The 23182-nt window shown below is 38.4% G+C and carries 25 protein-coding genes, 3 tRNA genes and 1 riboswitch; of the genes, 17 read left to right on the top strand and 11 right to left on the bottom strand.

Features of this window, described 5'->3' with window-relative positions:
- Position 1: 1 nt before the first annotated feature.
- Both LZF87_RS14155 and LZF87_RS14150 read left to right on the top strand, forming a co-directional pair.
- Positions 2–970: an acyltransferase family protein gene (locus LZF87_RS14155; protein WP_244339942.1), complete on the top strand. Its 969-nt coding sequence runs from the start codon at positions 2–4 to the stop codon at positions 968–970.
- Between the two features lie 44 nt (positions 971–1014).
- Positions 1015–1440 carry a VOC family protein gene (locus tag LZF87_RS14150; RefSeq protein WP_244339940.1) on the top strand — a complete coding sequence of 142 codons (426 nt, stop codon included), beginning with the start codon at positions 1015–1017 and terminating at the stop codon, positions 1438–1440.
- Positions 1441–2190: 750 nt separating this feature from the next.
- Here the strand turns inward: LZF87_RS14150 and LZF87_RS14145 are convergent.
- Genes LZF87_RS14145 through LZF87_RS14130 form a run of 4 tightly spaced genes read right to left on the bottom strand, consistent with a single transcriptional unit; the run spans position 2191 to position 5987 of the window.
- Positions 2191–2964: a dienelactone hydrolase family protein gene (locus LZF87_RS14145; RefSeq protein WP_244339938.1), complete on the bottom strand. Its 774-nt coding sequence runs from the start codon at positions 2962–2964 to the stop codon at positions 2191–2193.
- 52 nt (positions 2965–3016) lie between these two features.
- A complete protein-coding gene (locus LZF87_RS14140; protein ID WP_244339937.1) occupies positions 3017–3796 on the bottom strand; it encodes an ABC transporter ATP-binding protein in 780 nt (259 codons plus the stop codon).
- Positions 3797–3811: 15 nt separating this feature from the next.
- Positions 3812–4843, bottom strand: coding sequence for an iron ABC transporter permease (locus LZF87_RS14135; RefSeq protein WP_244339936.1), 1032 nt, complete (start codon positions 4841–4843; stop codon positions 3812–3814).
- A gap of 1 nt (position 4844) precedes the next feature.
- Positions 4845–5987 carry an ABC transporter substrate-binding protein gene (locus LZF87_RS14130; protein ID WP_244339934.1) on the bottom strand — a complete coding sequence of 381 codons (1143 nt, stop codon included), beginning with the start codon at positions 5985–5987 and terminating at the stop codon, positions 4845–4847.
- Between the two features lie 97 nt (positions 5988–6084).
- Here LZF87_RS14130 and LZF87_RS14125 point away from each other — a divergent pair, with 97 nt between their 5' ends.
- From LZF87_RS14125 to LZF87_RS14065, 13 genes are all read left to right on the top strand, one after another.
- Positions 6085–6465, top strand: a complete 381-nt coding sequence (locus LZF87_RS14125) for a DUF5522 domain-containing protein (protein WP_244339933.1) — start codon at positions 6085–6087, stop codon at positions 6463–6465.
- 48 nt (positions 6466–6513) lie between these two features.
- The gene (locus tag LZF87_RS14120) at positions 6514–7224 is read left to right on the top strand and encodes a hypothetical protein (RefSeq protein ID WP_244339931.1); all 711 of its coding nucleotides are present in this window, start codon (positions 6514–6516) and stop codon (positions 7222–7224) included.
- 35 nt (positions 7225–7259) lie between these two features.
- A complete protein-coding gene (gene cobU, locus LZF87_RS14115) occupies positions 7260–7772 on the top strand; it encodes a bifunctional adenosylcobinamide kinase/adenosylcobinamide-phosphate guanylyltransferase (protein ID WP_244339930.1) in 513 nt (170 codons plus the stop codon).
- Positions 7772–8416 (top strand): diphthine--ammonia ligase, encoded by a 645-nt coding sequence (locus LZF87_RS14110; RefSeq protein ID WP_244339929.1) that lies wholly within the window; start codon positions 7772–7774, stop codon positions 8414–8416. The genes cobU and LZF87_RS14110 overlap by 1 nt, the downstream gene beginning before the upstream one ends.
- Positions 8417–8436: 20 nt before the next feature.
- Entirely contained in the window at positions 8437–10116 is a 1680-nt protein-coding gene (gene cobT / locus LZF87_RS14105) for a nicotinate-nucleotide--dimethylbenzimidazole phosphoribosyltransferase (protein ID WP_244339928.1), read from the top strand.
- Between the two features lie 130 nt (positions 10117–10246).
- Complete coding sequence (locus LZF87_RS14100; protein WP_244339927.1) at positions 10247–11044, top strand: adenosylcobinamide-GDP ribazoletransferase; 798 nt, start codon at positions 10247–10249, stop codon at positions 11042–11044.
- Positions 11029–11553 (top strand): alpha-ribazole phosphatase, encoded by a 525-nt coding sequence (gene cobC, locus LZF87_RS14095; RefSeq protein ID WP_244339925.1) that lies wholly within the window; start codon positions 11029–11031, stop codon positions 11551–11553. The genes LZF87_RS14100 and cobC overlap by 16 nt, the downstream gene beginning before the upstream one ends.
- 104 nt (positions 11554–11657) lie before the next feature.
- A riboswitch (cobalamin riboswitch) is annotated at positions 11658–11915 on the top strand.
- Between the two features lie 30 nt (positions 11916–11945).
- A complete protein-coding gene (locus tag LZF87_RS14090) occupies positions 11946–13805 on the top strand; it encodes a TonB-dependent receptor plug domain-containing protein (RefSeq protein WP_244339923.1) in 1860 nt (619 codons plus the stop codon).
- A 6-nt stretch (positions 13806–13811) separates the two neighbouring features.
- Complete coding sequence (locus LZF87_RS14085) at positions 13812–14888, top strand: YncE family protein (RefSeq protein ID WP_244339921.1); 1077 nt, start codon at positions 13812–13814, stop codon at positions 14886–14888.
- Between the two features lie 178 nt (positions 14889–15066).
- Positions 15067–15576 (top strand): RNA polymerase sigma factor, encoded by a 510-nt coding sequence (locus LZF87_RS14080; RefSeq protein WP_244339919.1) that lies wholly within the window; start codon positions 15067–15069, stop codon positions 15574–15576.
- Positions 15563–16015 carry a hypothetical protein gene (locus LZF87_RS14075; RefSeq protein WP_244339917.1) on the top strand — a complete coding sequence of 151 codons (453 nt, stop codon included), beginning with the start codon at positions 15563–15565 and terminating at the stop codon, positions 16013–16015. Before LZF87_RS14080 ends, LZF87_RS14075 begins: the two co-directional genes overlap by 14 nt.
- Positions 16016–16022: 7 nt before the next feature.
- Positions 16023–16544 carry a DUF4252 domain-containing protein gene (locus tag LZF87_RS14070; RefSeq protein WP_244339916.1) on the top strand — a complete coding sequence of 174 codons (522 nt, stop codon included), beginning with the start codon at positions 16023–16025 and terminating at the stop codon, positions 16542–16544.
- 69 nt (positions 16545–16613) lie between these two features.
- Positions 16614–17150 carry a DUF4252 domain-containing protein gene (locus LZF87_RS14065; protein WP_244339915.1) on the top strand — a complete coding sequence of 179 codons (537 nt, stop codon included), beginning with the start codon at positions 16614–16616 and terminating at the stop codon, positions 17148–17150.
- A gap of 375 nt (positions 17151–17525) precedes the next feature.
- Here LZF87_RS14065 and LZF87_RS14060 read toward each other — a convergent pair whose 3' ends face one another.
- From LZF87_RS14060 to LZF87_RS14045, 4 genes are all read right to left on the bottom strand, one after another.
- Positions 17526–18908 (bottom strand): SLC13 family permease, encoded by a 1383-nt coding sequence (locus tag LZF87_RS14060; RefSeq protein ID WP_262917898.1) that lies wholly within the window; start codon positions 18906–18908, stop codon positions 17526–17528.
- Between the two features lie 566 nt (positions 18909–19474).
- Positions 19475–19556: transfer RNA gene (locus LZF87_RS14055), tRNA-Leu, on the bottom strand.
- A 42-nt stretch (positions 19557–19598) separates the two neighbouring features.
- A tRNA-Lys gene (locus LZF87_RS14050) sits at positions 19599–19671 on the bottom strand.
- Between the two features lie 33 nt (positions 19672–19704).
- Positions 19705–19777: transfer RNA gene (locus LZF87_RS14045), tRNA-Lys, on the bottom strand.
- Positions 19778–19905: 128 nt separating this feature from the next.
- On the opposite strand from LZF87_RS14045, the gene LZF87_RS14040 reads away from it, so the two are divergent.
- Complete coding sequence (locus tag LZF87_RS14040; protein WP_244339912.1) at positions 19906–20424, top strand: shikimate kinase; 519 nt, start codon at positions 19906–19908, stop codon at positions 20422–20424.
- On the opposite strand, the gene LZF87_RS14035 is transcribed toward LZF87_RS14040, so the two are convergent.
- The 3 genes from LZF87_RS14035 to LZF87_RS14025 all read right to left on the bottom strand — a co-directional run bounded on the left by LZF87_RS14035 (position 20416) and on the right by LZF87_RS14025 (position 21992).
- Positions 20416–20910: a phosphoribosyltransferase family protein gene (locus LZF87_RS14035; protein ID WP_023573777.1), complete on the bottom strand. Its 495-nt coding sequence runs from the start codon at positions 20908–20910 to the stop codon at positions 20416–20418. The two genes, LZF87_RS14040 and LZF87_RS14035, sit on opposite strands and share 9 nt — an antisense overlap.
- A gap of 118 nt (positions 20911–21028) precedes the next feature.
- Positions 21029–21616 carry a TPMT family class I SAM-dependent methyltransferase gene (locus LZF87_RS14030; RefSeq protein WP_244339910.1) on the bottom strand — a complete coding sequence of 196 codons (588 nt, stop codon included), beginning with the start codon at positions 21614–21616 and terminating at the stop codon, positions 21029–21031.
- Positions 21597–21992, bottom strand: a complete 396-nt coding sequence (locus tag LZF87_RS14025) for an RNA-binding S4 domain-containing protein (RefSeq protein WP_023573779.1) — start codon at positions 21990–21992, stop codon at positions 21597–21599. The genes LZF87_RS14030 and LZF87_RS14025 overlap by 20 nt, the downstream gene beginning before the upstream one ends.
- Positions 21993–22074: 82 nt before the next feature.
- On the opposite strand from LZF87_RS14025, the gene LZF87_RS14020 reads away from it, so the two are divergent.
- Positions 22075–23136 carry an FKBP-type peptidyl-prolyl cis-trans isomerase gene (locus LZF87_RS14020; RefSeq protein ID WP_244339908.1) on the top strand — a complete coding sequence of 354 codons (1062 nt, stop codon included), beginning with the start codon at positions 22075–22077 and terminating at the stop codon, positions 23134–23136.
- The last annotated feature ends 46 nt before the right edge of the window (positions 23137–23182 follow it).

Raw genomic sequence — 23182 nt, 5'->3', positions numbered from 1 at the left:
TATGGCAAGCCGCAATCCCTCAATCGATATTTTAAAGTTAGGTCTTTCTTTTCTGATTGTGGCTTTGCATATTTTCCCGGTTTCCGGATTAAAAGGAATTCAGGGAATACTCTCTTATGAAATAGTAAACGGCATTACCCGAATCGGCGTTCCCACCTTCTTTATCATTTCCGGTTATTTACTTCGGAACAAATTAAACGATAAAGCCTACCTGATTAAATACGCAAAACGTATACTGATTCTCTTTTTGGTCTGGCAGCTTATTTATCTCCCTGATCTGATTCGGTTTTACAAATTGGGACGGTTTTCGACCTTTGATCTGGTTTTAAAATTGGTTTACGGATATTGGCATTTATGGTACCTCCAGGCAACAGTGTGTGCCGTTTTCATGCTGTATTTCCTGAGAATGCAGTCCGTATCGAAAAAAATAATAATGGCCCTGCTGTTGTTTTTTGCCGGGTATGTCTTTCAGTTGGCTTATAAAATCAATCTACTTAATGATGTCCCGGCTTTGAAATTATTATATGAGGTAACAGGGACGTCCCGTAATTTTATTTTTATGGGTTATCCTTTTTTGGTCTTGGGTACGTTATACGAGTCTTGGCGGAAAGCCGTTGCCAAAATCAACTTTCTGTTTATGCCTTTTTGGATACTCTTGTTTGCCGAAGTGTATCTGTATTATACCCTTAAAATTGGTGCCTTGGATTTTAGTATAGCAATACTGCCTTTGAGCGTGCTTTTGTTTTCAATAGTGGTAGAAAAGCAATGTTCTTCTAATTTGAAAATTAACCCATCCATTTCTTTAGGCATTTATTTATGTCATCCTTATGCGGTCCGATTAGTGTATGAATTTTTACCTCAAAGGACTTTCGGTTACATTGTATTGAAATATTTCATGATTTGTCTGCTGGCAATTATTTTTTGGTATGCTGTGGATAGAATTAACCGAAAGTTTTCTTACTTCTTTTAGTTTATTTTTTAAATTTGATTCTAATCAAAAAACTTATAAAAAATATGGCAGTAGTTAATCCGTACATTACCTTTAACGGTACATGCGAAGAAGCATTTAATTTTTACAAATCAGTTTTTGGAGGCGATTTTTCTTATTCAGGGAAATATAAAGACATGCCGTCTGAATATCCGATTAAAGAAGAAGACAAAGAAAAAATAATGCACATTTCATTGCCTATCGGGAACACCGTTTTAATGGGGAGTGATGCGGCTGCAGGTTTTGGTGATAATTTTAAAGAAGGGAACAATATTACCATTTCCATCAATGCAGACAGTGAAGAAGAGGCTGACAGAATTTTTGGAGGAATTTCAGGGGGCGGAATTATAACTATGCCGTTGAACAAAACATTTTGGGGTGCTTTATTCGGAATGTGCACGGATAAATTCGGAATCAACTGGATGGTTAACTACGATTACGAGCAAAAATAATCTCAGGAATCATAAAAATTAAAGGCCCGCTATAGGGCCTTTTTTGTTTAAAATGGTTGATGGTTTTTATCATCCAAACCATACGGTGGCTGAGGTTCTCGAAGTCCTGTCTTTATTTCCTTTCTGTCATCCCGACAATAGGAGGGATCTCATCAAACCATACGGTGGCTGAGGCTCTCGAAGCCCCGTCTTTATTTCCGTTCTGTCATCCCGACGATAGCAGGGATCTCATCAAACCATACGGTGGCTTAGGTTCTCGAAGTCCTGTCTTTATTTTCCGTTCTGTCATCTCGACGATAGCAGGGATCTCATCAAACCATACGGTGGCTGAGGCTATCGAAGCCCCGACTTATTTCCGTTCTGTCATCCCGATGATAGGAGGGATCTCATCATTATTAAATATTTCTTGGTTCAAATAGATATTCTACCGGTTTAGACAATGATCTGGAAATTGTTTTATGAGACCTGGTTTGATATTTATTATCGGTTCGGATTGTAAATCCGTGCTAACGGTTTTCATTATGAATTGTTTAGTGATATAGTATGGATATAGCACTGATATAGTACTGATATAGCACTGCTATGTCATTATTAAACTATCCTTTAGTTATATAAACGTCGATTAAAAATAGGGGAGAAATCCAAGTAACGCCGATTGTGCGAAAATAAAAAGCTACAACAAAAACGTTGCAGCTTTCCTGTTATCTAAATACGTTGATAGCCTAAGATCTCATAGTGTAGTTCTTATTATTATTTAAAAATTTCATCGAAGAAGTCCAACATGGCTTTCCAGGAGCGCTTGTCTGCTTTTTCGTTGTAAGCAACACCTTTACTCTTGTCGTTCCCTGCATCTTTATGTGTAAATGCGTGAACCGCATCGGCATAATACACCATTTGCCAATCTGCTTTCGAGGTGCGCATTTCGTCCTGAAACGCTTTGATTTCGGTTTCGGAAACATAGAAATCATCGGCGCCGTGCAAGACAAGAACTTTTGGTTTAATAGGTTCAATTGACCTTGCGGCGTCACGTCCTAAACCGCCATGAAAGGAAATCACTCCTTTTACGTTCATATTGGCCCTTGCCGCCTCCAAAGCCCCGGAACCTCCGAAGCAATAACCGATTACAGCAATGTCATTGGGATTTGCACCTGATTTAATTAATTGTTCCAAAGCCAAATGAATACGTTTCTGATACTCTTTGTAATTGGTTTTGAAATGACCGGCTTTTTTTCCGGCTTCCTGTGCGCTGGTTGGTTTGTTGCCTACACCATAAATATCAGCTACAAAAGTATAATACCCTAATTTTGATAATGCTTCGGCACTTTCTTTCGAATGCGCGTCGATTCCCATCCAGGCAGGTAAAATTAAAACGCCTGCTTTTTTTGGGTTGCTTTTTTTCGGACTACCGGAAAAACCTTCTAATTTTTGATTACCATCAGCATAAGAAACAGCTTTCAGTTGTCCCTGGACCAGTACTGTTGAAGAAATAGTCAGTACCAAAGCAAGTAATGTTTTTGTTTTCATACGTCATGAATTTTGAAGTATAAAGTTACAAAAACCTTCAGGGATTTCTAGTTTATTGAATGATGAATTTGCCTCTACCTGCGTCAAAAAAGATATTTTCGTCTTTAAAGATGGTGTTAAAGGTTCCGTCCGAAATTAAATTGCAGGGTTCGTTCTGAACTACTTTTTCGGGCGTCATGACAATCATTTCGTCGCTCAGCTGAATGGCCAGATCAACATCATGTGTTGAAAATAAAATACATTTTTCAGTTTCGTGGGTGAGTTTCTTCAGTAATTTGAAAAGCGATACTTTGTGAACCAAATCCAAGTGGGTAGTCGGTTCATCGAGAATAATCAGGTTGGTGTCTTGTGCCAATGCCCGTGCGACCAGTACTTTCTGTAATTGCCCGTCACTGATTTCATAGTGTTTTTTGGCTGAGAGATGACTGATTTGCGTGAGTTCCATGGCTTCGTGTACCTTACGTATATCTTCTTCGGTTAAGGTTCCAATCCAATTAGTGTACGGCTGACGTCCCAAAGCAACCAATTCGAAAACAGTCAGATTGCTCGGTGGTAATTTTTCAGTTAATACAACGCTGAGGTTTTGTGCCAGCTCCAGCGGTTCGTAATCGGTTACCTTTTTATCGTTGAGATAAACACTGCCCGCCAGAGGTTTTTGGATTCCAGTAATAGTTCTTAATAAAGTTGACTTCCCGATTCCGTTCGCCCCGATTAAAGTGGTCAGCTTACTTGAGCTTAATTTTAGGTTCAGATTTTCAGCAATGACAGTTTCCCCCGATTTAGACTTGTAGCCGGTGGTGAGATTATCGGTATGTAGGATCGTTTTTGTCATCGGATAGTATTACCGTTAATTCATCATCTTTCTTTTCTTAACTAATAGCCAAATCACCACAGGAGCACCAATCAGAGAAGTTATGGCGTTAATCGGTAAGGTTACTTCCATTCCCGGCAGCTGCGAAGCGACATCGCAGATCAGCAATGTGGCCGCTCCCAAAAGCAATGTACTCCAATAGAGAACGAAATGATTACTCGTTTGAAACAGCAGTTTGGCAATATGAGGTACCGCAAGGCCAATGAAGGCAATCGGACCTGCAAAAGCGGTAATGCTTCCGGTTAAAATACTGGTGGCAAATAAAATAAGTAATCGGGTTCTTTTGAAATTTAATCCTAAACTTCTGGCGTAATTTTCGCCTAAAAGAAGTGCATTCAAAGGTTTTACGCTGATGAGTCCCATGGCTAACCCAAATGCCACAGTGATAGATAACAGTAGGATGGAAGTCCACGACAAATTGCCGAGATTCCCCATCGACCAGAAAGTGAATTTCTGCAATTGTTCCGCCGAACTGAAATACGTCAGTATGCTTACGAACGAATTAGTGAAACTGCTAAACATCAGTCCCATGACCAAAATCGCCATGGTGTCGCGTAAACGTTGTGACACTAAAAGTATGGCTATCAAAACAACAAAACTTCCGAATGTTGAAGCTAAAACCAAACCATAGGAAGAAAGTAAAACGTTACTTAAAAAGGAAGGCATTAAAGCGGCGCCCAATATTACAAATGCCACACTCAGACTGGCGCCGGAACTTAATCCCAAAACATCGGGTCCGGCAAGCGGGTTTCGAAAAAGGGTCTGCATCAGCAATCCGCTTATGGAAAGTCCCATTCCCGCAAGTACCGCCGTAATGGCTTTTGGTAAACGATAATTGATAATGATATACTCCCAAGCTGATTTGGCTGCCTCACCTCCGGTCAGACTGTTGAAAACTTCTTTGAACGGAATGGTTACGGAACCAAAACTGATGTTAATAAGAAACAGTGCAATCAGTCCCAAACCAAGGAGAATAAATAAAATCGTATTTCGTTTTTTGTTTGCCAACTTAATTCAGCTTTTGTGCAAAGGTAAAGGTATAATCGGGAACTAACTCTGGATGGAAGATCTTTACGAAATCTTTCAAAACCAGATCCGGTCGGCTGGGTGCCAATTCGTAATAAACCGTTCCGCCTGTAGCGCCCACTTTTGCTTCAAAAGTATAAACGTTTTTCTTTTTGAAAGCGTCAAACTGACTGTAATGCGGATTGCTTTCCTCGAGTTCCGATAAGGTTTTATAAGGCCCTGCGGCAATCCAGCATCCGGCATTTTTGGCTTTGTCCAGAATGTTTTCGAAGGATAATCCCAAACTTCCGGTTCCTTCAACATCCTTCCAAAGATAATCTGCTTTGGCATCCCTTAAAAACTGAGCTACCCAGCTGTTTCCTTTGGCAACATACCACTGGTCCTGATACATTGACCCGTAAAGAACCGTGGTTTCGGCTTTGCTATTTTTAACTGATTCCAAGGCTTGGTTGTAGTCTTTTACTATGCTGTTGAATAATTTTTCGGCTTCTTTCTGTTTACCGAATAAGGCAGCGTATAATTTTATCCATTCGGCTTTTCCAAGCGGAGACTGTTCCATCCAATCACCCTGAATCATCACTTTCAATCCGCTTTTTTCCAGATTCTGCAGCATTGGATTGTTGTTGTCTACGCCGAAGGTTACAATCAGTTCGGGAGCCAGATCGATAAGCTGCTCCATGTTGAGTTTTTCATTCTGACCAACATTTTTTACCAAGCCTTTATCAATCAGGGCACGTGTTTTTTCAGATGAAATATAATCGGTATGCGGAAATCCAACCAGTTTGTTTTCAACTCCCAGCATTTCCAAAAAAGGAACATTGGTGGTTGAGGTAACAACGATTGACTGTAAAGGTACCTGAATTGAAATATGATTTTGTAAACTATCTGGAACTACAGCGTTTTTTTCCTTCAGTACATAAGTGAAGTCTTTGCTCGCATCTGGCCACGGATTGGTCACTTTAACCACGGAATAGCCATCGTATTCGTAAATCGCAAGTCCGCTGGCATATTTGATTGTATTTTCGGTATTTACGTTTTTTTCTGTTGTTATTTTTTCATTTTTCTTGCATCCGACGAAGGTCAGAAGAAAGAAAATAAACATCATTTTATAAAAATAAATCTTCATTATGTTGTATTTCGATGTCCGCAAAGGTATAAGAATTTGCAAAAAAATCCTGCTTATTTTTGACTCATCAGAAAGGAACAAATAATATCTTTACCCCATGAATGTCATAAAAGTAAAAAAATGTTCCAATTGCGGAACCGCTTTTAATTGTGGGGACACACCTGAAGGAAAAAAATGCTGGTGCAATGATTTTCCGCCAATTTTCGCTCCGATAGATGTTATCGATTGCCTTTGTCCGGGTTGTTTTAAAAATGCCTGTGCCGTAAAAATCGAGGACTATGTTGCGACTGTTTCGGCGGAATCTGCAATTGAAAATCGGGCGAAAGATCTTCCGAAAACCACCCGTCTTATTGAAGGAATCGATTATTATATCGAGAACGGAAACTATGTTTTTAAAGAATGGTTCCATTTAAAAAGAGGTCATTGTTGCGAAAACGGATGCCGACACTGTCCCTATGGCTTTGAAAAGGAACGATAAAATGATGTCGGAAAAATAGCTTACATTTACTATAAAAACATAGGAATCATGATAGTCAATTTACCACTCTACATTTCAATTGTTTTTGCGCTAACTACTGTGGCAACTTTAATCTTTTTTCATCAGATAGTCAAGAATTCCAATGATGAAGGAGTAAGGCAAAAAGCAAACGGTATTGTTTATGGCATGATTGCCTGGCTGGCTTTACAGGGTGTTCTATCGCTTAATAATCTTTATAATTCCAGTCCGGATGCGTTTCCTCCTAAGATTGCGATGTTCGGAGTTTGGCCTGTACTAATTTTGATGATTTATTTGTTTGTTTCCGAAAAAGGGCGGCGTTTCATAGATTCTTTACCGTTATTGCAGATTACTTATTTAAACACCGTACGAGTTGCGGTTGAAATTGTTCTGTATTGGTTGTTCCTGCATAAAACCATTCCGGAATTAATGACTTTTGCAGGCCGTAATTTTGATATCTTTGCCGGACTTTCAGCTCCTTTTATTGCTTATTTCGGATTCAGAAAAGCATTATTGAGCAGAAAAGTTATTTTGGTGTGGAATTTTATTTGTCTCGGACTTTTAATCAATATTGTTGTAAATGCAGTATTATCGATGCCGTTACCCCTACAGCAATTTGCGTTTGATCAACCGAATGTGGCGCTCTTGAATTTTCCGTTTATCTGGTTGCCTGTTTTTATAGTTCCGATTGTTTTGTTCGGACATTTGGTTTCTATCAGACAGCTTTTGAGGAGAAAATAGAGAGGAGAAAATAGAAAATAGAAGAAATAGAATAGATGATTTATTTGATAACAGGAGGAGAACGCTCCGGTAAGAGTTCATATGCTGAAAATCTGGCAAAAGATTTAGCAACTAATCCTATGTATGTTGCAACGGCTCGAAAATGGGACGATGATTTCCAAAAACGTATTGACCGCCATCAGCAAGATCGTGATGAAAGATGGATTAATGTTGAAAACGAAAAGCACTTGAGCGAAATCGATTTCTCCGGAAAAGTAGCTGTGGTCGATTGCGTAACGCTTTGGCTAACTAATTTTTTCGTTGATACCAAAAACGATGTGCAGGCAAGTCTTGAACAGGCTAAGGCAGAATTCGATAAAATTGCGAATCAGCAGGATGCAAAGATCATAATTATCACCAATGAAATTGGAATGGGCGTGCATGCGGATACTCATATCGGTAGAAAATTTACCGAGTTGCAGGGCTGGATGAACCAATACCTGGCTAAAAATGCCGATGAGGTTGTGCTGATGGTATCCGGAATTCCAGTGAAAATAAAAGGACAGTAATGAACTTTGTAAGTTCCTGGAGTGGTGGAAAAGACAGTTGCTATGCCATGATGAAAGCGGTTGCTGCCGGTTTTGTCCCAAAGGTGTTGCTGAATATGATGAACGAAAACGGAAAAATTTCCCGCTCTCACGGATTGGCTTTGGAAATTCTTAAGCAGCAGGCTCAGAAAATGCAATTACCACTTGAAGCGGTTCCGGCGACTTGGGGCGATTACGAAGAGAAATTTATCGGAATACTCCAGCACTTGAATAATACGTATGATTTGAAAGCAGCCGTCTTTGGCGATATTGATATTCAATCACATAAAGACTGGGAAGATAAAGTTTGTGAAGCTGCGTTGTTGAAGGCAGTTTTACCGCTTTGGCAACAAGACCGTATTGCATTAGTTCATGAAATGATTAAAGCAGGTGTTGAAACGATGATAGTTTCCTGTAACAACCAAATGGGTGAACAATATTTAGGGAAAATACTAACCAAAGAGCTGGCTGCCGAATTAGAAGAAAAAGGAATTGACCCTTGCGGTGAAAATGGTGAATTTCATACTTTAGTCGTAAATTGTCCTTTATTTTCGGAGGCGATTGTACTGCCTAAATACACTACGACGACTCATAACAACTACTGTTTTGTGGTTTGGGAAGCATAATTTAAAAAGATTACTTTTAGATGACAGATTTATACGAAATTCTACAATCGCGCCGGGACACACGCCATTTTACAAATGATGCTGTTCCCGATGAAGTCATTGAAAAAGCATTGCAGGCAGGGCATTGGGCACCTTCCGTTGGTCTGACCGATGCTACGAAATATTATTTGATTACATCAGACGAAATTAAAAAAGCCGTTAAGGACTTATTTCTGGAATACGATGAAAAAGCGGCCAATCAGACCGATAACCTCAATCAGAAAGAACAATACAAAAACTTAAAACTCGAAGCCATTCAAGAAGCTCCGCTGGGCTTGGTTATCTGTTATGACCGTTCGGTTCTGAATAATTTTACCATTGGAACTGTCGGAAGCAATGAGGCGATAAAATTCAGCGCCGTTTGTGCAGCCCAGAATATATGGTTGTCGCTTACGGAACAAGGCTACTCGATGGGATGGGTTTCTATTCTGAATTACTATCAGTTTAAGAAATTATTGGGTTTCCCCGAATATATTGAACCGCTGGGCTATTTCTGTATCGGAAAGCCTGCAACCAATTACAACAACCAGCCAATGCTCCAGCAGTTGCAGTGGAAACAGAAATCGGAAAAACCTTTTGTGGAGGAAATTTCCATCCTTCATAAAACTGAATCGGGTGATAATTCGACTGTAGAAAATGCACTTGAAAATGTTTCAACCGAATTCGAATCAGCGCTGCAGCATAAAATCGACCATAAGACCAAACCAACAGGCGCTTTGGGAATTCTGGAAGTTTTGGCAAAGCAAATCGGAACTGTCTTCAAAACACTTGAGCCCAAAATTCTTCAGCCGAATATCGTGGTTTTTGCTGCCGATCACGGGATTGCCAATCACGGAGTAAGTGCGTATCCTCAGGATGTCACAAGACAAATGGTTGCTAATTTCCTTGAAGGAGGCGCTGCCATTAATGTGTTTTGCAGACAGCATAATATTCAGTTGTCCGTGGTGGATTCGGGAGTGAATTATGATTTTGCACCGATTTCCAATTTAATAGCCGCAAAAATTGACCGCGGAACCAAATCGTTTTTACAAGGTCCGGCCATGAGCAAAGAACAATTGGAGCTTTGTTTTGAGAAAGGAGGCGAAATTGTTTCGGCCATTGCACAAAAAGGTAGCAATTGCATCGGTTTTGGGGAAATGGGTATCGGGAATACTTCTACGGCTTCGGTATTGATGAGTGTCATCACCGGAATTCCAATTGAAGACTGCGTTGGAAAAGGTACGGGTGTAAATGATGAAAAGCTCCGATTCAAAAATGAAATTTTGAGAAAAGCGATTGTCAGCTATGAAGGGAATGACTCTCTAGATGAAAAACTCGCTTATTTTGGCGGATTTGAAATTCTTCAAATGGCAGGAGGAATGCTTGAAGCGTATAAAAATAACATGCTTATTCTGGTAGACGGATTCATTTGTAGCGTGGCTTTTTTGATTGCCTTCAAAAAGAATCCGTCGATTATCAAAAACGCTGTTTTCAGCCATCAATCGGCCGAACAAGCCCATATAAAACTGTTGAATTATTTAGAAGTAAAAGCAATTTTACAGCTCGATCTGAGGTTAGGTGAAGGAACAGGTTGTGCCGTTGCGTTTCCTATTGTACAGTCAGCAGTAGCTTTTTTGAATGAAATGGCGAGTTTCGAAAGTGCTGGGGTGAGTAATAAGTGATTGGCCAGTCTCAGTGAGCAGTTGGAGTTACAAGATTCAGTTGTATTATCCAGAATAATCTAAATTATAAATAAAAAAATAGGTGCTAATCCGCGTTGCATGCATCCGTTTTATCCGCGTTCCAATTCAAATGAAAAAAGAGTTACATATATTTTTTACGGCTTTGATGTTTTATACCCGGATTCCTTGTCCGAAGAACATCAATCATGATCCAGATTATCTCAACAAAGCATCACGTTATTTTCCTTTGATTGGTTGGATTGTTGGAAGCGTCGCATTTTGTGCCTATTCCGTTTTTGATTATCTGATTGCTCCTGAAATTGCCGTGCTGTTTTCGATGATAGCTTCCATTTTGGTTACCGGTGCTTTTCATGAAGACGGTTTTGCCGATGTTTGCGATGGTTTTGGAGGAGGCTGGACCAAGGAAAAAATCCTGATGATTATGAAAGACAGTGCCATTGGTGTGTATGGTGCCATCGGCATCGTGTTGCTCTTGCTGACAAAATTCATGTCAACAGATTTACTCTTAAAAAATGCTGAAATGATTAGCCTGAATCCTTATCTTGTTTTTTTATTACTATTTATCACAGCACACTCTATAAGCAGATTGGCGGCAGTTTCGATAGTTTTTACACATCAGTATTCGCGTGAGGATGCTTCAAGTAAAAGCAAGCCGATCGCCCAGAAATTCACCTGGAGGGAAGTGATGGGTGCTTTCTTTTTCGGGTTGTTGCCGCTTCTTGTTTTGTCTTATTTTAAGTGGCAATTCCTTTTTGTATTGATTCCTGTTTTTTTAACCCGATTTTTTTTGGTGCGTTATTTTCAGAAGTGGATTGACGGTTATACCGGAGACTGTTTGGGGGCAACTCAGCAGGTTTGTGAAGTTGTTTTTTATCTTTCAGCTATTGCTATATGGAAATTTATTTAGTCCGACATACAGAAACCGTCTGCAGAAAGGGGATTTGTTATGGCCAATCTGATGTTGGCCTGCTTGAACCTTTTATAAATCATTTTGAAAGCATTAAAGAGCAGATTCCTTCAAATGCAGTTTTTTTTTCGAGTCCGTTGCAGCGATGTACAGTTTTGGCAGACTATTTAACGGATGGTAATTATGAAACCGATGTAAGACTCATGGAAATGAGTTTTGGCGATTGGGAAATGAAAAAGTGGGATGACATAAATCCGGAGGAACTCAATCCGTGGATGAAAGATTATGTGCATATAAAAGTCCCAAACGGAGAATCGTTCACCGAATTATACAATAGAGTCATTGATTTTGCGGAAACTACTTTTTCGTCGGACGCAGCAAAACCTATTGTTCTCGTAACCCATGCCGGAGTAATCCGAAGCCTTTTATGTAAAATCAATAATCTGCCTTTAAAAGATGCTTTTCAGAATAAAGTTGAATTTGGTTCTGTAGTCAAAATTCAGTGGTAGGAATTGTTTGTAAAATAAGATGAGAGACTAGTGGTTTTTTGCTTATTGTTTAAAAAATCATTTAAAATCACAGATTCACTTGCATTTTTGATAATTATAACTTTATATTTGCGCCCGATTAAGGTTGCGATTTGATTATTTCAAACTGCATTAAAAGGGAATTAGGTTTTAAATCCTAAGCTGTTCCCGCAACTGTAAGCTGTAAAGCCTGTTGTTATCTACAAACCACTGTTGAGAAATGTGGAAGTAGAAGTCGGAAATTAGAAGAAACTCTAAATTCTGAATTCTAAATTCTAAATTCAAAATGGGAAGGTAAACAACAGGACGCAAGCCAGGAGACCTGCCTTTTTCGTAACAAATATCGGACTTTCGGGAAAAAAGGTTCAGAAATTATGACTGCGAAAAAACTACTTTTATTTATTTTACTGTTGTTGAGCCAATTTGTTTTGGCGCAAAAGGACACTATATATCAGCTTAAGGAAGTTGTTATTTCCGATACGCAACTAAAAAACTTTACAAGTTCCCAATCTGTTCAGAATCTGAATGATTCCATTTTAAAGAAAAGCCAGCCATCATTAACCCAATTGTTAAATTATAATACGGTAATTTATTTTAAGGAATACGGCTTGGGAATGACCTCTTCACCTTCTTTTCGAGGGACAACCGGTGCCCAGACTGCAGTTATTTGGAATGGGATCAATATCAATTCGCAGTTTTTAGGTCAAACCGATTTTAATACTGTAGGGATCAGGGATTTTAATTCGATTTCCGTTAAAGCCGGTGGTGGAAGCGTATTGTACGGAAGCAGTGCGATAGGGGGGAGTATTCACCTGAATAATGATTTGCGCTTTAACGATAAATTTTCCAATGATGTGTATTTCAGTTACGGTAGTTTTGACACCTACAGTGGTAATTACCGTGCCATGATTTCATCAAAAAAGTACAGTGCGCAGGTAAGTATTTCAAGGAACAGTTCGGACAATGATTATGAATATCCGGATACAAATCAGAAAAACCTTAATGGGGCTTATTATAACACTAGTATGAATACCTCCTTAGGGTATAGGATCAATTCGAAGAATACACTGAAATTCTATAGCCAGTTTTTTGATGGGGAACGCCATTTCTCACTGACATCGCCCACGGCAACACGAACAAAATACCAGGATTATAACACAAGAAACTTGCTTGAATGGGAAGTCTTGTTCGATCGTTTCGTTTCTAGATTGAAAGTGGCTCATCTGGGGGAATCGTACAAATATTTTCCAAATATCAATTCGGAATTGTTTACGTATGGTAATGTCGAGACGTTCATAGCGAAGTATGATTTAACATTTGATGTGAACAGTCAGATTAAAATCAATTCAATATTTGATTTTACCCAAAATAAAGGATTTGGATCGAGTATAGATAAAGTAAAGCGGAAAATAGGTTCGGCGAGTGTTCTGTTACGTCATTTGCTAACGGAAAAATGGGATTATACGGCCAGTATTCGTCAGGAAATAACAGATAATTATGGAAATCCTTTTCTTTTTTCCTTAGGGAGTCGGTATACATTTACTGATTTTTACCGGGTAAAGGTAAATGGTTCCAAGAATTTTAGAATGCCGACTTATAATGATCTGTATTGGGAAGGAAGCGGTAATCCTGATTTAAAACCGGAAACGTCGTACCAGATTGAAGTAGGAAATGAGTTTTTTGCCAATAACTCTTTGTTATCAGTGACCACTTATTATAATTCAATAAAAAACCTGCTTCGTTGGGTGCCTTCTTCATCAGGAAGCGACAGCTGGTCACCGGAAAATACAAAAGAAGTAAGGGCTTACGGGGCTGAAGTACTTCTGGAATGGAAGAAAAAAGTGCAGAACCATCATTTTTCAATCAACGGCACATACGCTTATACAATTTCTGAAAGTAAACAACCGGAACAGGGAGAATTGGTTTATAAGCAATTAATCTTTGTTCCTTTTCATAAAATGACAGCTTCGGTCTCATACAATTGGAAAAAAGTTTCGTCATATTTTCAGTACCTGTACAATGGGGAAGTTTTTACAACGCCGTTAAATAATCCTGTGCTCGTGGTAAAAGATTATGCTGTCGGGAATGTTGGTGTTGATTATGATTTCGGAAACAAAAACACATATAAGCTTGGTTTTCAGGTGTTGAATGTCTGGGGCGAAAAATATGAAAGCATGCCGGGTAGGACAATGCCCGGAAGAAACTATACCGCGTATCTAACCTTAAATTTTTAATATTAAATGAGAAAGTTTACTAAATTATTTTTTGCTCTTGTATCGAGTTCGATATTTCTTATATCATGTAATAATGATGATGCCCCAGCGAATGAAGCACCTCGTGGTGATTATCAAGGCGGACTGTTTGTTGTTAATGAAGGGAATTTTGGAAACTCAAACGGAATGGTATCCTATTTGTCTGATGAGAACACCATCGAGAATAACGTATTTTCTCTTGTAAATCCTGGGATGACATTAGGGGATACTCCGCAAAGTGTTAATTTTAATGGTGATTTGGCTTACATTGTTGTGAATGCGTCAAACAAAATTGAAATTGTAAACCGATACACTTTTAAAAGTATTGCAACTATCAGTTCCGGGCTTAGCAATCCAAGATACATTGCTTTTGCAAACGGAAAAGCTTATGTAACCAACTGGGGAGACGGTTCTAGTGCAACGGATGATTATGTGGCAGTGGTAAATCTTACTACGAATACTGTTACTTCTTCTATTCAGGTACTAGAAGGACCGGAAAAAATGATTGAAAATAACGGGAAAGTGTATGTAGCTCACAAAGGCGGATGGGGACAAGGCAACTCGATATCAGTGATTAACTCTGACACCAATACAGTTGAAACAAATTTTGAGGTAGGTGATGTGCCGTCTTCTTTAGTGAAACACAATGGAACCTTATATGTTTTGTGTAATGGAAGACCGGATTATGCAGCTCCTGAAACAGCAGGAAAATTAGTTAAAGTGAACTTGAGCAATAACACTATTGCCTCTTCAATTGATTTCCCCGGTTTAACGCATCCTTCGAATATGGATATTGATAATGATAAAATTTATTATAACGTAGGTGCCGGAGTGTATACTACTACATTAAATGCAACGACACTGCCAACTAATGTAGCATTTAGTACTTCTGCTCAAGGAGTTGCATCTGCTTATGGTTTTGCAGTAAAAAACAATACTGTATATGTGGCAGATGCTGGCAATTATGCAGATCCGGGAAAGGTGTATGTTTATTCCGCGACAGGGACAGTTTTGCATCAATATACAGTAGGGACTTCTCCTAATGGTTTTTATTTCAATAACTAGAAAAATATAGCATACAAATTTAGTAGTAATTATCCTTTAAGAGTAGGCTTCTTATCCCGGTGTGAAAGCATCGGGATTTTTCTGTTTTAAAAAAGATTGTATTTTTTTATTGTACCTTGTAACAAACTGAAGAGCAGTTCGTCTAGATTTTATAAACCAACACCAAACTAAAGTAATTATGAATCAACAGGAGTTTGTGAATTTGATTACTCCTTTTAAGGACAAGTTGTTTCGGATGGCGAAGCGGCTGCTTGTGAGCACCGAAGAAGCTGAAGACGCAACGCAGGAAGTTTTGGTGAAATTATGGAAAAACAACAATGTTCTTTCGAATTATTCCAGTGTGGAAGCTTTCGCGATGACGATGACCAAAAACTACTGCCTCGATCAGCTGAAGTCAAAAAGGGCATCCAATTTGCAGATTGTCCACAATAATTATTCCGATAGGGCAGCAAGCGTTCAGAAGCAGGTTGAGGACAAAGACAGTTGGAGTTTGGTGGAGAAAATAATCGAAAGCTTACCAGAACAACAACGACTGATTGTTCAGATGCGGGATATTGAAGAATATGAATTTGCAGAGATAGCAAAAATAATGGAGATGAATGAAACCGCCGTAAGGGTTGCCCTTTCAAGAGCGAGAAAAGAAATAAGAGAACAAGTGGTTAAAAAACATAATTATGGAATTGCATAAAATTGAAATATTAGTTGATAAATACTTTGCAGGAGAAACCAGTATTGCTGAAGAAAAGGCATTGAAAGAATACTTTTTATCTTCAGATGTGGCGCCCCATCTGGAACAATACAAGGCAATCTTTGGTTACTTTGGTAAGGCAAAACAAGAGCAATTTACCAGAACGGTTCCACTACAACCCAGAAAACGAAATTATGTAGCGTGGATTTCCGTGGCGGCCAGTATTGCAGTTTTGTCCGGTACGCTTTACTTTATGAATCTGAATCAAAAATTGGAACAGCCTGCGAATAAAGATCTGGGTACTTTCGATGATCCGGAATTGGCTTTCCAAGAAACTCAGAAAGCGTTGCAAATGGTTTCGGAAAACGTAAATGAAGGCGTAAAAAGTATCGACTATGTAAATGAGTACAATCAAACAACAAAAACAATCTTTAAATAATCAAAAAATGAACAAGTTATTTTTAACCTTAGTAATAGCCCTGTTTTCAACAACTATATTTGCTCAAACTGCTTTTGATAAGTTTGACGGACAGGAAAATGTTACATCAGTAATCGTAAACAAGAAAATGTTTGAATTAATGAGCAAAGTAAAAGTTGATGCTTCCGATAAAGAAGCTCAGACTTATATGAGTCTGCTTAAAAAATTAGACAATCTGAGAGTGTTTACTACAACAAGTGCAAAACCGGCTTCTGAAATGAAGGCGACAATGAACAGTTATTTGAAATCGAATCCTTTGGATGAGTTGATGCGTATCAATGACGGGGGTAAAGCTGTTAAGATTTATGTGAAATCCGGCGCAAACAGTAATCAGGTAAAAGAACTTCTTATGTTTGTTGAAGGCTCGGGTTCTAAAAACGAAACCGTATTGCTTTCCTTAACCGGGAACTTTGATCTTGACGAAATTTCATCGTTAACGGAAAAAATGAAATTACCGGGCGGAGATTCGCTGAAAAAAGCTTCTAAATAATAACTCGTAAAATCGCCATTTAACCATTAGCGAAGGATGGCGATTTTTATTGCTTAAAAAAATAATAGTATGAAACAGTATTTATACATCGGGCTTTTTATTTCATTGCTTTTTGCAGGCTGTGAACAAAAGCCTACATTACAGAAATATTTTGTGGCCAATTCAGATAATAAAGATTTTATTTCTTTGGATTTGGCGCCGACTTTCATCAACGTAGATAAAGTATCGCTCTCAACGGAAGAAAAAGAGGCTTTGGAGTCATTTAAGAAGATTAATGTCCTGGCTTTTAAATCCGATTCAGTAAACGTGAAAAAGTTTGATGAAGAGCGTGAAAAGGTAAATACAATACTGAAAGATAAAAGCTATCAGCAATTGATGAGGGTAGGTTCAGGAAAAGAAGGCGGTGCTATTTATTTTGTCGGCCAGGACGAACACATTGATGAATTCGTGTTGTATGCCAACAAAAAAGAAAATGGTTTTGCGGTAGTGCGGGTTATAGGTGATGATATGAATCCGACAGATGTTTTGAATCTTATGCGTTTGATGCAGAAAGCCAATATAGATATGGAACAGCTCAAGCCTTTGCAAGCGATGATACAGCCTTAAAAAACAAAGTCCCAATACTTCTTGGGGCTTTTTTATTGTTTGATTTTTGAAGAATGAAGCAGTCATCAACTTTGAAATAGATGAATTTGTAAGCTGGAATTACCAAACTGATATAGATTCTTTTGAAGATTTTAAAAAGATTTTTTTTGTTGAAATAATTTTGCTCTGCATAGGAGGGTAACACCGGGCGAAGATTGTGTTTTACTGCCGATTCTTAAAATCCTTAAATTATAGAGTGAAAATTGAAATTATGCTGTGCATCAGCAGCAATAGTTGTGATATGATGAATGTCTAAAATTGTATTTCCATAACATTCGTTTTATTGATTTTTTAAATAGGGTTTGGTGATAGTTGTCAAGTATAGTTTTATTAATTTCACGACATTAGGAGCACCCACAAAATTGCAAGTAATGGCCCGAGTAATCCATAGATTAATCCGGTTAACCTGAAATCTTTTTGTTCAAGATAACCAGTATTGAATACGATTGCATTGGAAGGGCTTGATGCCAGCAATCGCAAACCTGAAGATGATGAAAGAGCGATAATCAAAGCTACTTCTAATTTTTGATCAGGAAGTATGGCCATGCAGATTGGAACCATTAAAGTGGTTGCTGTTGAATTGGTCATTACATTTGCTAATACCATGGCTAAAATCCCAAAGATGCAAAGTAGCAAAATGTTGTCCAATTGCAAAGTGATGAGTATTTCAGCATAATGCTTTAATATACCGGTATGATCTAGTGCAAGACCTAACGACAAACCTCCGGCAACCAATAAGAGTGTATCCCAGCCTAAGTTTTGAACATCTTTTCCATTAAGCACACCGGTTAACGTAAGTACTACAAGTGGGATTGCACATACCGATGATGCTTTTATTCCATGCAAAGAGCTGGTAACCCATAGGCTGATGGTGACGAATATTACACCGATAACTATATTCCGCTGCAATACTGCTTCCTTTGAACTATCTGTTGTCGTGTTATCAAGAAAAGCGATGGAAATAGGAGTAGAATCTTTTATATGAGCCTTAATCAAAGCGAAACAACAAACTGCATTCACAACTATTGCGAGCGGTACCCCATAAATCATCCAATCAATGAACTCTATAGTAATTCCTGCATTGTGCAATGCACCAGTAGCAATTGCATTTGCAGGCGTACCGACAATGGTTGCCATTCCCCCTGTAGTTGCAGCGACTGGTATACCCAGTAACAATGCTTTGGCGACTCCGGAATTTTTATCGAGCGTTTTAAGTAATGGCATTATTGCCGCTAACACCATTGTGGTAGTAGCGGTATTAGACAAAAGCATAGAAGCTAACATTGTTGTGGTCATTATCCCAATCAATAAATTCCGAGGATTTGTTCCCGCAAGTTTAAGTGTGAACCTGAAAAGCGCTTCATCTAATTTTGTTTTGGCCATGGCTTTTGCAATAAAAAAACCGCCAAGTAAGAGCCAAATTATACTGTCGGAAAATGTCTGTACATAAGGCTCAATATTTTCGGGTGCTGAATTAAAATGTTTATTGCCAAGAGCAAATACCAGGTAAGAAATTATTAAAAGACTTACCGCAAATGCGGGTATGGCCTCGGTAATCCACAAGCCAATGGCAAAGAACAACAGGAATATTACATATACCTGTGAGTCGGTAAAATTTGGTTCTTTCAATAGCAGTGTTAACCCTAAAGCTACAGCAAAGGATAGCAGAAAATGGTAAAGTGATTTATGTTTATTTCCATCGGCACCTTTTTCTTCCATATTTTTGAGATTTATTCCAATAACGATTGCAGTTTGTTAACAATCAACATGTTAGAGTTGTTCAAATATACTGAATAATTCTTGTACGCTTTTATGGTATTTGTGTTTTATCAAATGTCTTTTGATTAATTTATTATTATTGATTTTAAACTTAATAAGTTACGAATCTAGTGATTCAAACAACTTTGAGAGAGTTTGATAATTCTGAGTGCTTTTATTGAAGGAGATGAGTTTTTTTCAATCGCTAAATTGTCGAAACAATAATTTTTGAGATGAGGAATGTGGGTTGTTCTAAAAGCAAATAATAAAAGCTTAAAAATAGAACTTTTTTAATTTCAAAAGATTTGCTTTTTAGGTATGACGTGTATTTACCGTGCATAAATCATACAGATCAGTAAATAAAAAAATCGCAAACCTATATTTATAAAGGAATTGCGATTCTTTGAATGTGACCACGATGGGATTGACTTTGTTCTTCCCAACAAAGCTCCGCTTTGAAAATACAAAATGGAATTCAAACACGTAAAGCAAGATTTGTCGTTTGAATTCCATTTTGTATTTATTCGTGACCACGATGGGATTCGAACCCATACGCCTTGCAGCACCACCCCCTCAAGATGGCGAGTCTACCAATTTCTCCACGTGGCCGTAAATAAAAAAAGTCAAACATTACTGTTCGACTTCTTTTTGTGACCCGGCTGGGATTCGAACCCAGGACCCCATCATTAAAAGTGATGTGCTCTACCAGCTGAGCTACCGAGTCTTGCTTTCAGGAAAATAATTTAGGTCATTTTTGTGACCCGGCTGGGATTCGAACCCAGGACCCCATCATTAAAAGTGATGTGCTCTACCAGCTGAGCTACCGAGTCTAGAATTACTTCCTGATTGCGGGTGCAAATATAAGACGTATTATTTATTTTGCAAGGGAAATTTATTATAAATTTGACTTTTTTTTAAAGTCTATTCTTAAAGTATTAGTTTATAGGAGGTTGTTGGTATGAAAAAAATTGTGTTAGTTGGGTATATGGGAAGCGGAAAATCGACTGTAGGTAAATTATTGTCGGAAAAAACCGAAATTCCTTTTTTTGACCTTGATGCCATAATCGAAGAAAAGGAACAAAAAACGATTTCTGAGCTATTTTCGGAAATTGGAGAAATCCGTTTTCGGAAAATAGAACATGAAATGCTAAACAATTTTATGGCAGCTTACGATCACTACATATTAAGTTTAGGAGGAGGAACGCCGTGTTACGCAAATAATCATTTGCAATTGCAAAAAGAGGGTGTCGACTCTATATATTTAAAAGGATCGATTCATGAGCTTACGAAACGTCTGATGCCTCAAAAGAAATACCGCCCGCTGATTGCTCATCAAAGCGACGAGGAACTGCACGAGTTTATTGCAAAGCATTTGTTTGACAGAAGTTATTTCTACCTCAAATCAAAGCATGTTGTTTCGGTGGACGGTAAGAATCCGGAAGATGTAGTAGAGGAAATAATTCGGCTTTTAGCTTAAATAAGCGTATTCGTCATTCTCTTCAAAAACAACCTGGATGTGCTCCAGCAAGGATGTAGACAGGGAAATGCCTTTAAAATCAGCTTTTACAGGGTATTTTTTATGATTTCGGTCTACCAACACTGCTGTCTTGAATTTCTTTAAAGGAACGTCGAGGAAATGCTTTACACCGTAAATTAATGTTGTGCCCGAATTCAGAACATCGTCAATCAAAACTAATCCCTTGTTTTGATACTCGGACACTTCTAAAGAAGTCGTAATTTCATCCTGTGGATTGTTCTTGTTGATTCTTACTTCACATAAAATAACTTTCAAATCGGAAATCTCGGCTAGTTCGCGAGCGATTTTCTGTGCAAAAATGTAACCGCTGTTCGCTATTCCGGCTAGTACCACTTCATTTTCATCCACAAAGGTTTCATAGATTTGGTAAGCAATACGTTTGGTTTTGTGCTGGATTTCGCTTTGTGTTAAAATGATGTTTTTCATGTGATGTAGTGTTTTTTGAGTCCGGCTGAATCGGTTGTAATAAAAACCAAAAATAAAGATTTTTTGTCAAACCACAGTTTTGCGTGTTTTTTAAAATTAACTGTAAGGTTGGTCGGATTTATTTTGGTGTGACAATAAAAAACAGTTCGCGTGCTTTTCTTGGTTGTATTGAATTGTGAGCGGTTTCCAAAGTTTTAATATTGAAAAGCTCTGAAAACAGATTTGTGTACTCTTCTTTGCTTCCGCCAAAAGGAGGGCCGTCTTCTGTCAGGGGAAAATCAAACAGTAAACCAAATAGTTTTCCTTTATCGGAAAGTAAGGAATGCATTTTGGTAACATAATTTTTTCTAAGTTCCGGCGACAGGGCACAAAAGAATGTCTGCTCCATGATTAAGTCGAATTTTCCTTCCAAAACAAAAAAGTCGGTCTGAAGGAGTTGGCTGTCCGGAAATTCAGGAATTCTTTTTTTGATGTTCTGAAGGGGGCTTTCGGCAAAGTCGGCCACAAATACATTTTTAAAACCTTTGGAAAGGAAATAATCCAGTTCGTAACCGTTTCCGGCTCCGGGAATAAGAATCTTAAGGTTTTTGTCTTTAATCTGATCGATATACTCCTTAAGAGGTGTGGTTACGCTGCCTGCATCCCATCCGGTTTGGTTTGTTTGGTATCGGTTTTCCCAATACTCGCTATTCAGTTGGTTCTTCATGATGTTCGTCTGGATCGATAGTGTAATCTTCAATGTCTCTGCGGTCTTTTTTGGTTGGTCGTCCCTGACCTTTGGTGCGGTAATGTTCTTTTGAAAGTTTAAGTAATTCTAAATGTTCAAAAGCTTCTGCCGGTGTTTCGTCTTTACGGTAAATATCAACCAGTTTGGGGCCAACTCTGTTTTGAGGAACATCCAAAACAGATAAAATATAGGTAATCTGGTCTTTCCGAAGCGTAATTTTGTCGGAAGGAAATACTTCTTTGGAAGGTTTGGCTTCTTGTCCGTTTACGGTAATGTGTCCTTTTTTGCAGGCTTCGGTGGCTATGCTTCTGGTTTTGTAGTAGCGTACACACCAGAGGTATTTGTCAATTCTCATGGGAATTCGTTAAAATCAGTGTTAATTACATTACAAAAATAAATGAAAATTGTATCTTGCGGCCTCTAAAAATAAACTAATAATGAATAGAATTTTTAAGATATTCGGTATTTTGACTCTGGGAATATTGTTTGCTAAGTGTGAAGAAGACGATTCGGTTGGGCCAACGCCTGCCAAACCTCATAGCGAAGTTTACCCTAAGGATTTGATTAAAATCGAAGAATATCTGAAAACGCATTATGTCGAAGCAAACGATTTAAATGGCGATGGCGATATAAAAATAGGAGAGGAAGTCGAAGTAGGTGGTGAGCTGAAGAAAGAAGTTGAGATTAAACCTCTTGATGCAACTCATACGGTTTCTATTTGGGATCAGACCGAATATCCTTTGCAGAACAAAATCGTTAAGCTTCACGGAGTGGATTTTAAAGTGTATTATTTGAAATTTGACGGTAAAGCGGATACTGATGCGGAAGGGGATAAGCCTTGCGGAGTTGACCGAGTGTATGTTTCGTATGAAGGAACCCTTTTGGATGGAAGCCAGTTTGATTATCATCCAAATCCGTCTGAGTTTAATTTGGCTGAGGTTATAAAAGGTTGGGAATACATGTTCCCGGAATTCAGAGCCGGTTTTTTTGATTCTCCGGACTCCGATGGTACTTTGAACCCACGAAATTTTGGTTCTGGAGTGATGTTTTTGCCATCCGGTTTAGGATATTACCATCAGAATTTTGGTAACATTCCTAGTTATTCGCCGCTTGTTTTTACATTTAATTTATTTGCGGTTACCCGTCTGGATCAGGATTTTGATAAAATTGAATCCAGATATGAATATGCTTTTAATTCCGATGGTAGTTTGATTGATACTGATTCGGATGACATTCCGGATATTTTTGATGCTGATGATGATAATGATGGTTATTTAACTAAAGTAGAGATTGAAAAGCCAAGCCCATATTTGGGACCAAGTGCTTATTATCCTTTTAATCCTTTTACGGTAGAGGATGATCCTGCGACCACAGAAGATGAAAGTGTGACGAAAAGTGAGCCAAAAGGAATTCCAGATGCGTCTGGTGACGGTACAACAGAAACAAGGTTAAGAAGACATTTGGATAAAACGGCAAAACCGCCATATACAGTTTATTAAAAAAAAATCCCGCTCAATGAGCGGGATTTTTTTTATGGTGTAAGAA

Origin of the sequence: Flavobacterium enshiense (genome assembly GCF_022836875.1) — a bacterium.
In the GTDB taxonomy this organism is placed as follows: domain Bacteria; phylum Bacteroidota; class Bacteroidia; order Flavobacteriales; family Flavobacteriaceae; genus Flavobacterium; species Flavobacterium enshiense_A.
The sequence above is the reverse complement of the archived record's forward strand: the minus strand, read 5'-3'. Positions and strand labels throughout refer to the sequence as shown.

Coding starts and splice junctions, on each gene's coding strand:
- cobT (WP_244339928.1), top strand. CDS start 8,437: ATGACAGATTTATACGAAATTCTACAATCGCGCCGGGACACACGCCAT.
- LZF87_RS14035 (WP_023573777.1), bottom strand. CDS start 20,910: ATGAAAAACATCATTTTAACACAAAGCGAAATCCAGCACAAAACCAAA.
- LZF87_RS14140 (WP_244339937.1), bottom strand. CDS start 3,796: ATGACAAAAACGATCCTACATACCGATAATCTCACCACCGGCTACAAG.
- LZF87_RS14155 (WP_244339942.1), top strand. CDS start 2: ATGGCAAGCCGCAATCCCTCAATCGATATTTTAAAGTTAGGTCTTTCT.
- LZF87_RS14075 (WP_244339917.1), top strand. CDS start 15,563: ATGGAATTGCATAAAATTGAAATATTAGTTGATAAATACTTTGCAGGA.
- LZF87_RS14145 (WP_244339938.1), bottom strand. CDS start 2,964: ATGAAAACAAAAACATTACTTGCTTTGGTACTGACTATTTCTTCAACA.
- LZF87_RS14150 (WP_244339940.1), top strand. CDS start 1,015: ATGGCAGTAGTTAATCCGTACATTACCTTTAACGGTACATGCGAAGAA.
- LZF87_RS14040 (WP_244339912.1), top strand. CDS start 19,906: ATGAAAAAAATTGTGTTAGTTGGGTATATGGGAAGCGGAAAATCGACT.
- LZF87_RS14025 (WP_023573779.1), bottom strand. CDS start 21,992: ATGAGAATTGACAAATACCTCTGGTGTGTACGCTACTACAAAACCAGA.
- LZF87_RS14070 (WP_244339916.1), top strand. CDS start 16,023: ATGAACAAGTTATTTTTAACCTTAGTAATAGCCCTGTTTTCAACAACT.
- LZF87_RS14120 (WP_244339931.1), top strand. CDS start 6,514: ATGATAGTCAATTTACCACTCTACATTTCAATTGTTTTTGCGCTAACT.
- LZF87_RS14110 (WP_244339929.1), top strand. CDS start 7,772: ATGAACTTTGTAAGTTCCTGGAGTGGTGGAAAAGACAGTTGCTATGCC.
- LZF87_RS14090 (WP_244339923.1), top strand. CDS start 11,946: ATGACTGCGAAAAAACTACTTTTATTTATTTTACTGTTGTTGAGCCAA.
- LZF87_RS14065 (WP_244339915.1), top strand. CDS start 16,614: ATGAAACAGTATTTATACATCGGGCTTTTTATTTCATTGCTTTTTGCA.
- LZF87_RS14125 (WP_244339933.1), top strand. CDS start 6,085: ATGAATGTCATAAAAGTAAAAAAATGTTCCAATTGCGGAACCGCTTTT.
- cobU (WP_244339930.1), top strand. CDS start 7,260: ATGATTTATTTGATAACAGGAGGAGAACGCTCCGGTAAGAGTTCATAT.
- LZF87_RS14130 (WP_244339934.1), bottom strand. CDS start 5,987: ATGAAGATTTATTTTTATAAAATGATGTTTATTTTCTTTCTTCTGACC.
- LZF87_RS14085 (WP_244339921.1), top strand. CDS start 13,812: ATGAGAAAGTTTACTAAATTATTTTTTGCTCTTGTATCGAGTTCGATA.
- LZF87_RS14060 (WP_262917898.1), bottom strand. CDS start 18,908: ATGGAAGAAAAAGGTGCCGATGGAAATAAACATAAATCACTTTACCAT.
- LZF87_RS14020 (WP_244339908.1), top strand. CDS start 22,075: ATGAATAGAATTTTTAAGATATTCGGTATTTTGACTCTGGGAATATTG.
- LZF87_RS14080 (WP_244339919.1), top strand. CDS start 15,067: ATGAATCAACAGGAGTTTGTGAATTTGATTACTCCTTTTAAGGACAAG.
- cobC (WP_244339925.1), top strand. CDS start 11,029: ATGGAAATTTATTTAGTCCGACATACAGAAACCGTCTGCAGAAAGGGG.
- LZF87_RS14030 (WP_244339910.1), bottom strand. CDS start 21,616: ATGAAGAACCAACTGAATAGCGAGTATTGGGAAAACCGATACCAAACA.
- LZF87_RS14100 (WP_244339927.1), top strand. CDS start 10,247: ATGAAAAAAGAGTTACATATATTTTTTACGGCTTTGATGTTTTATACC.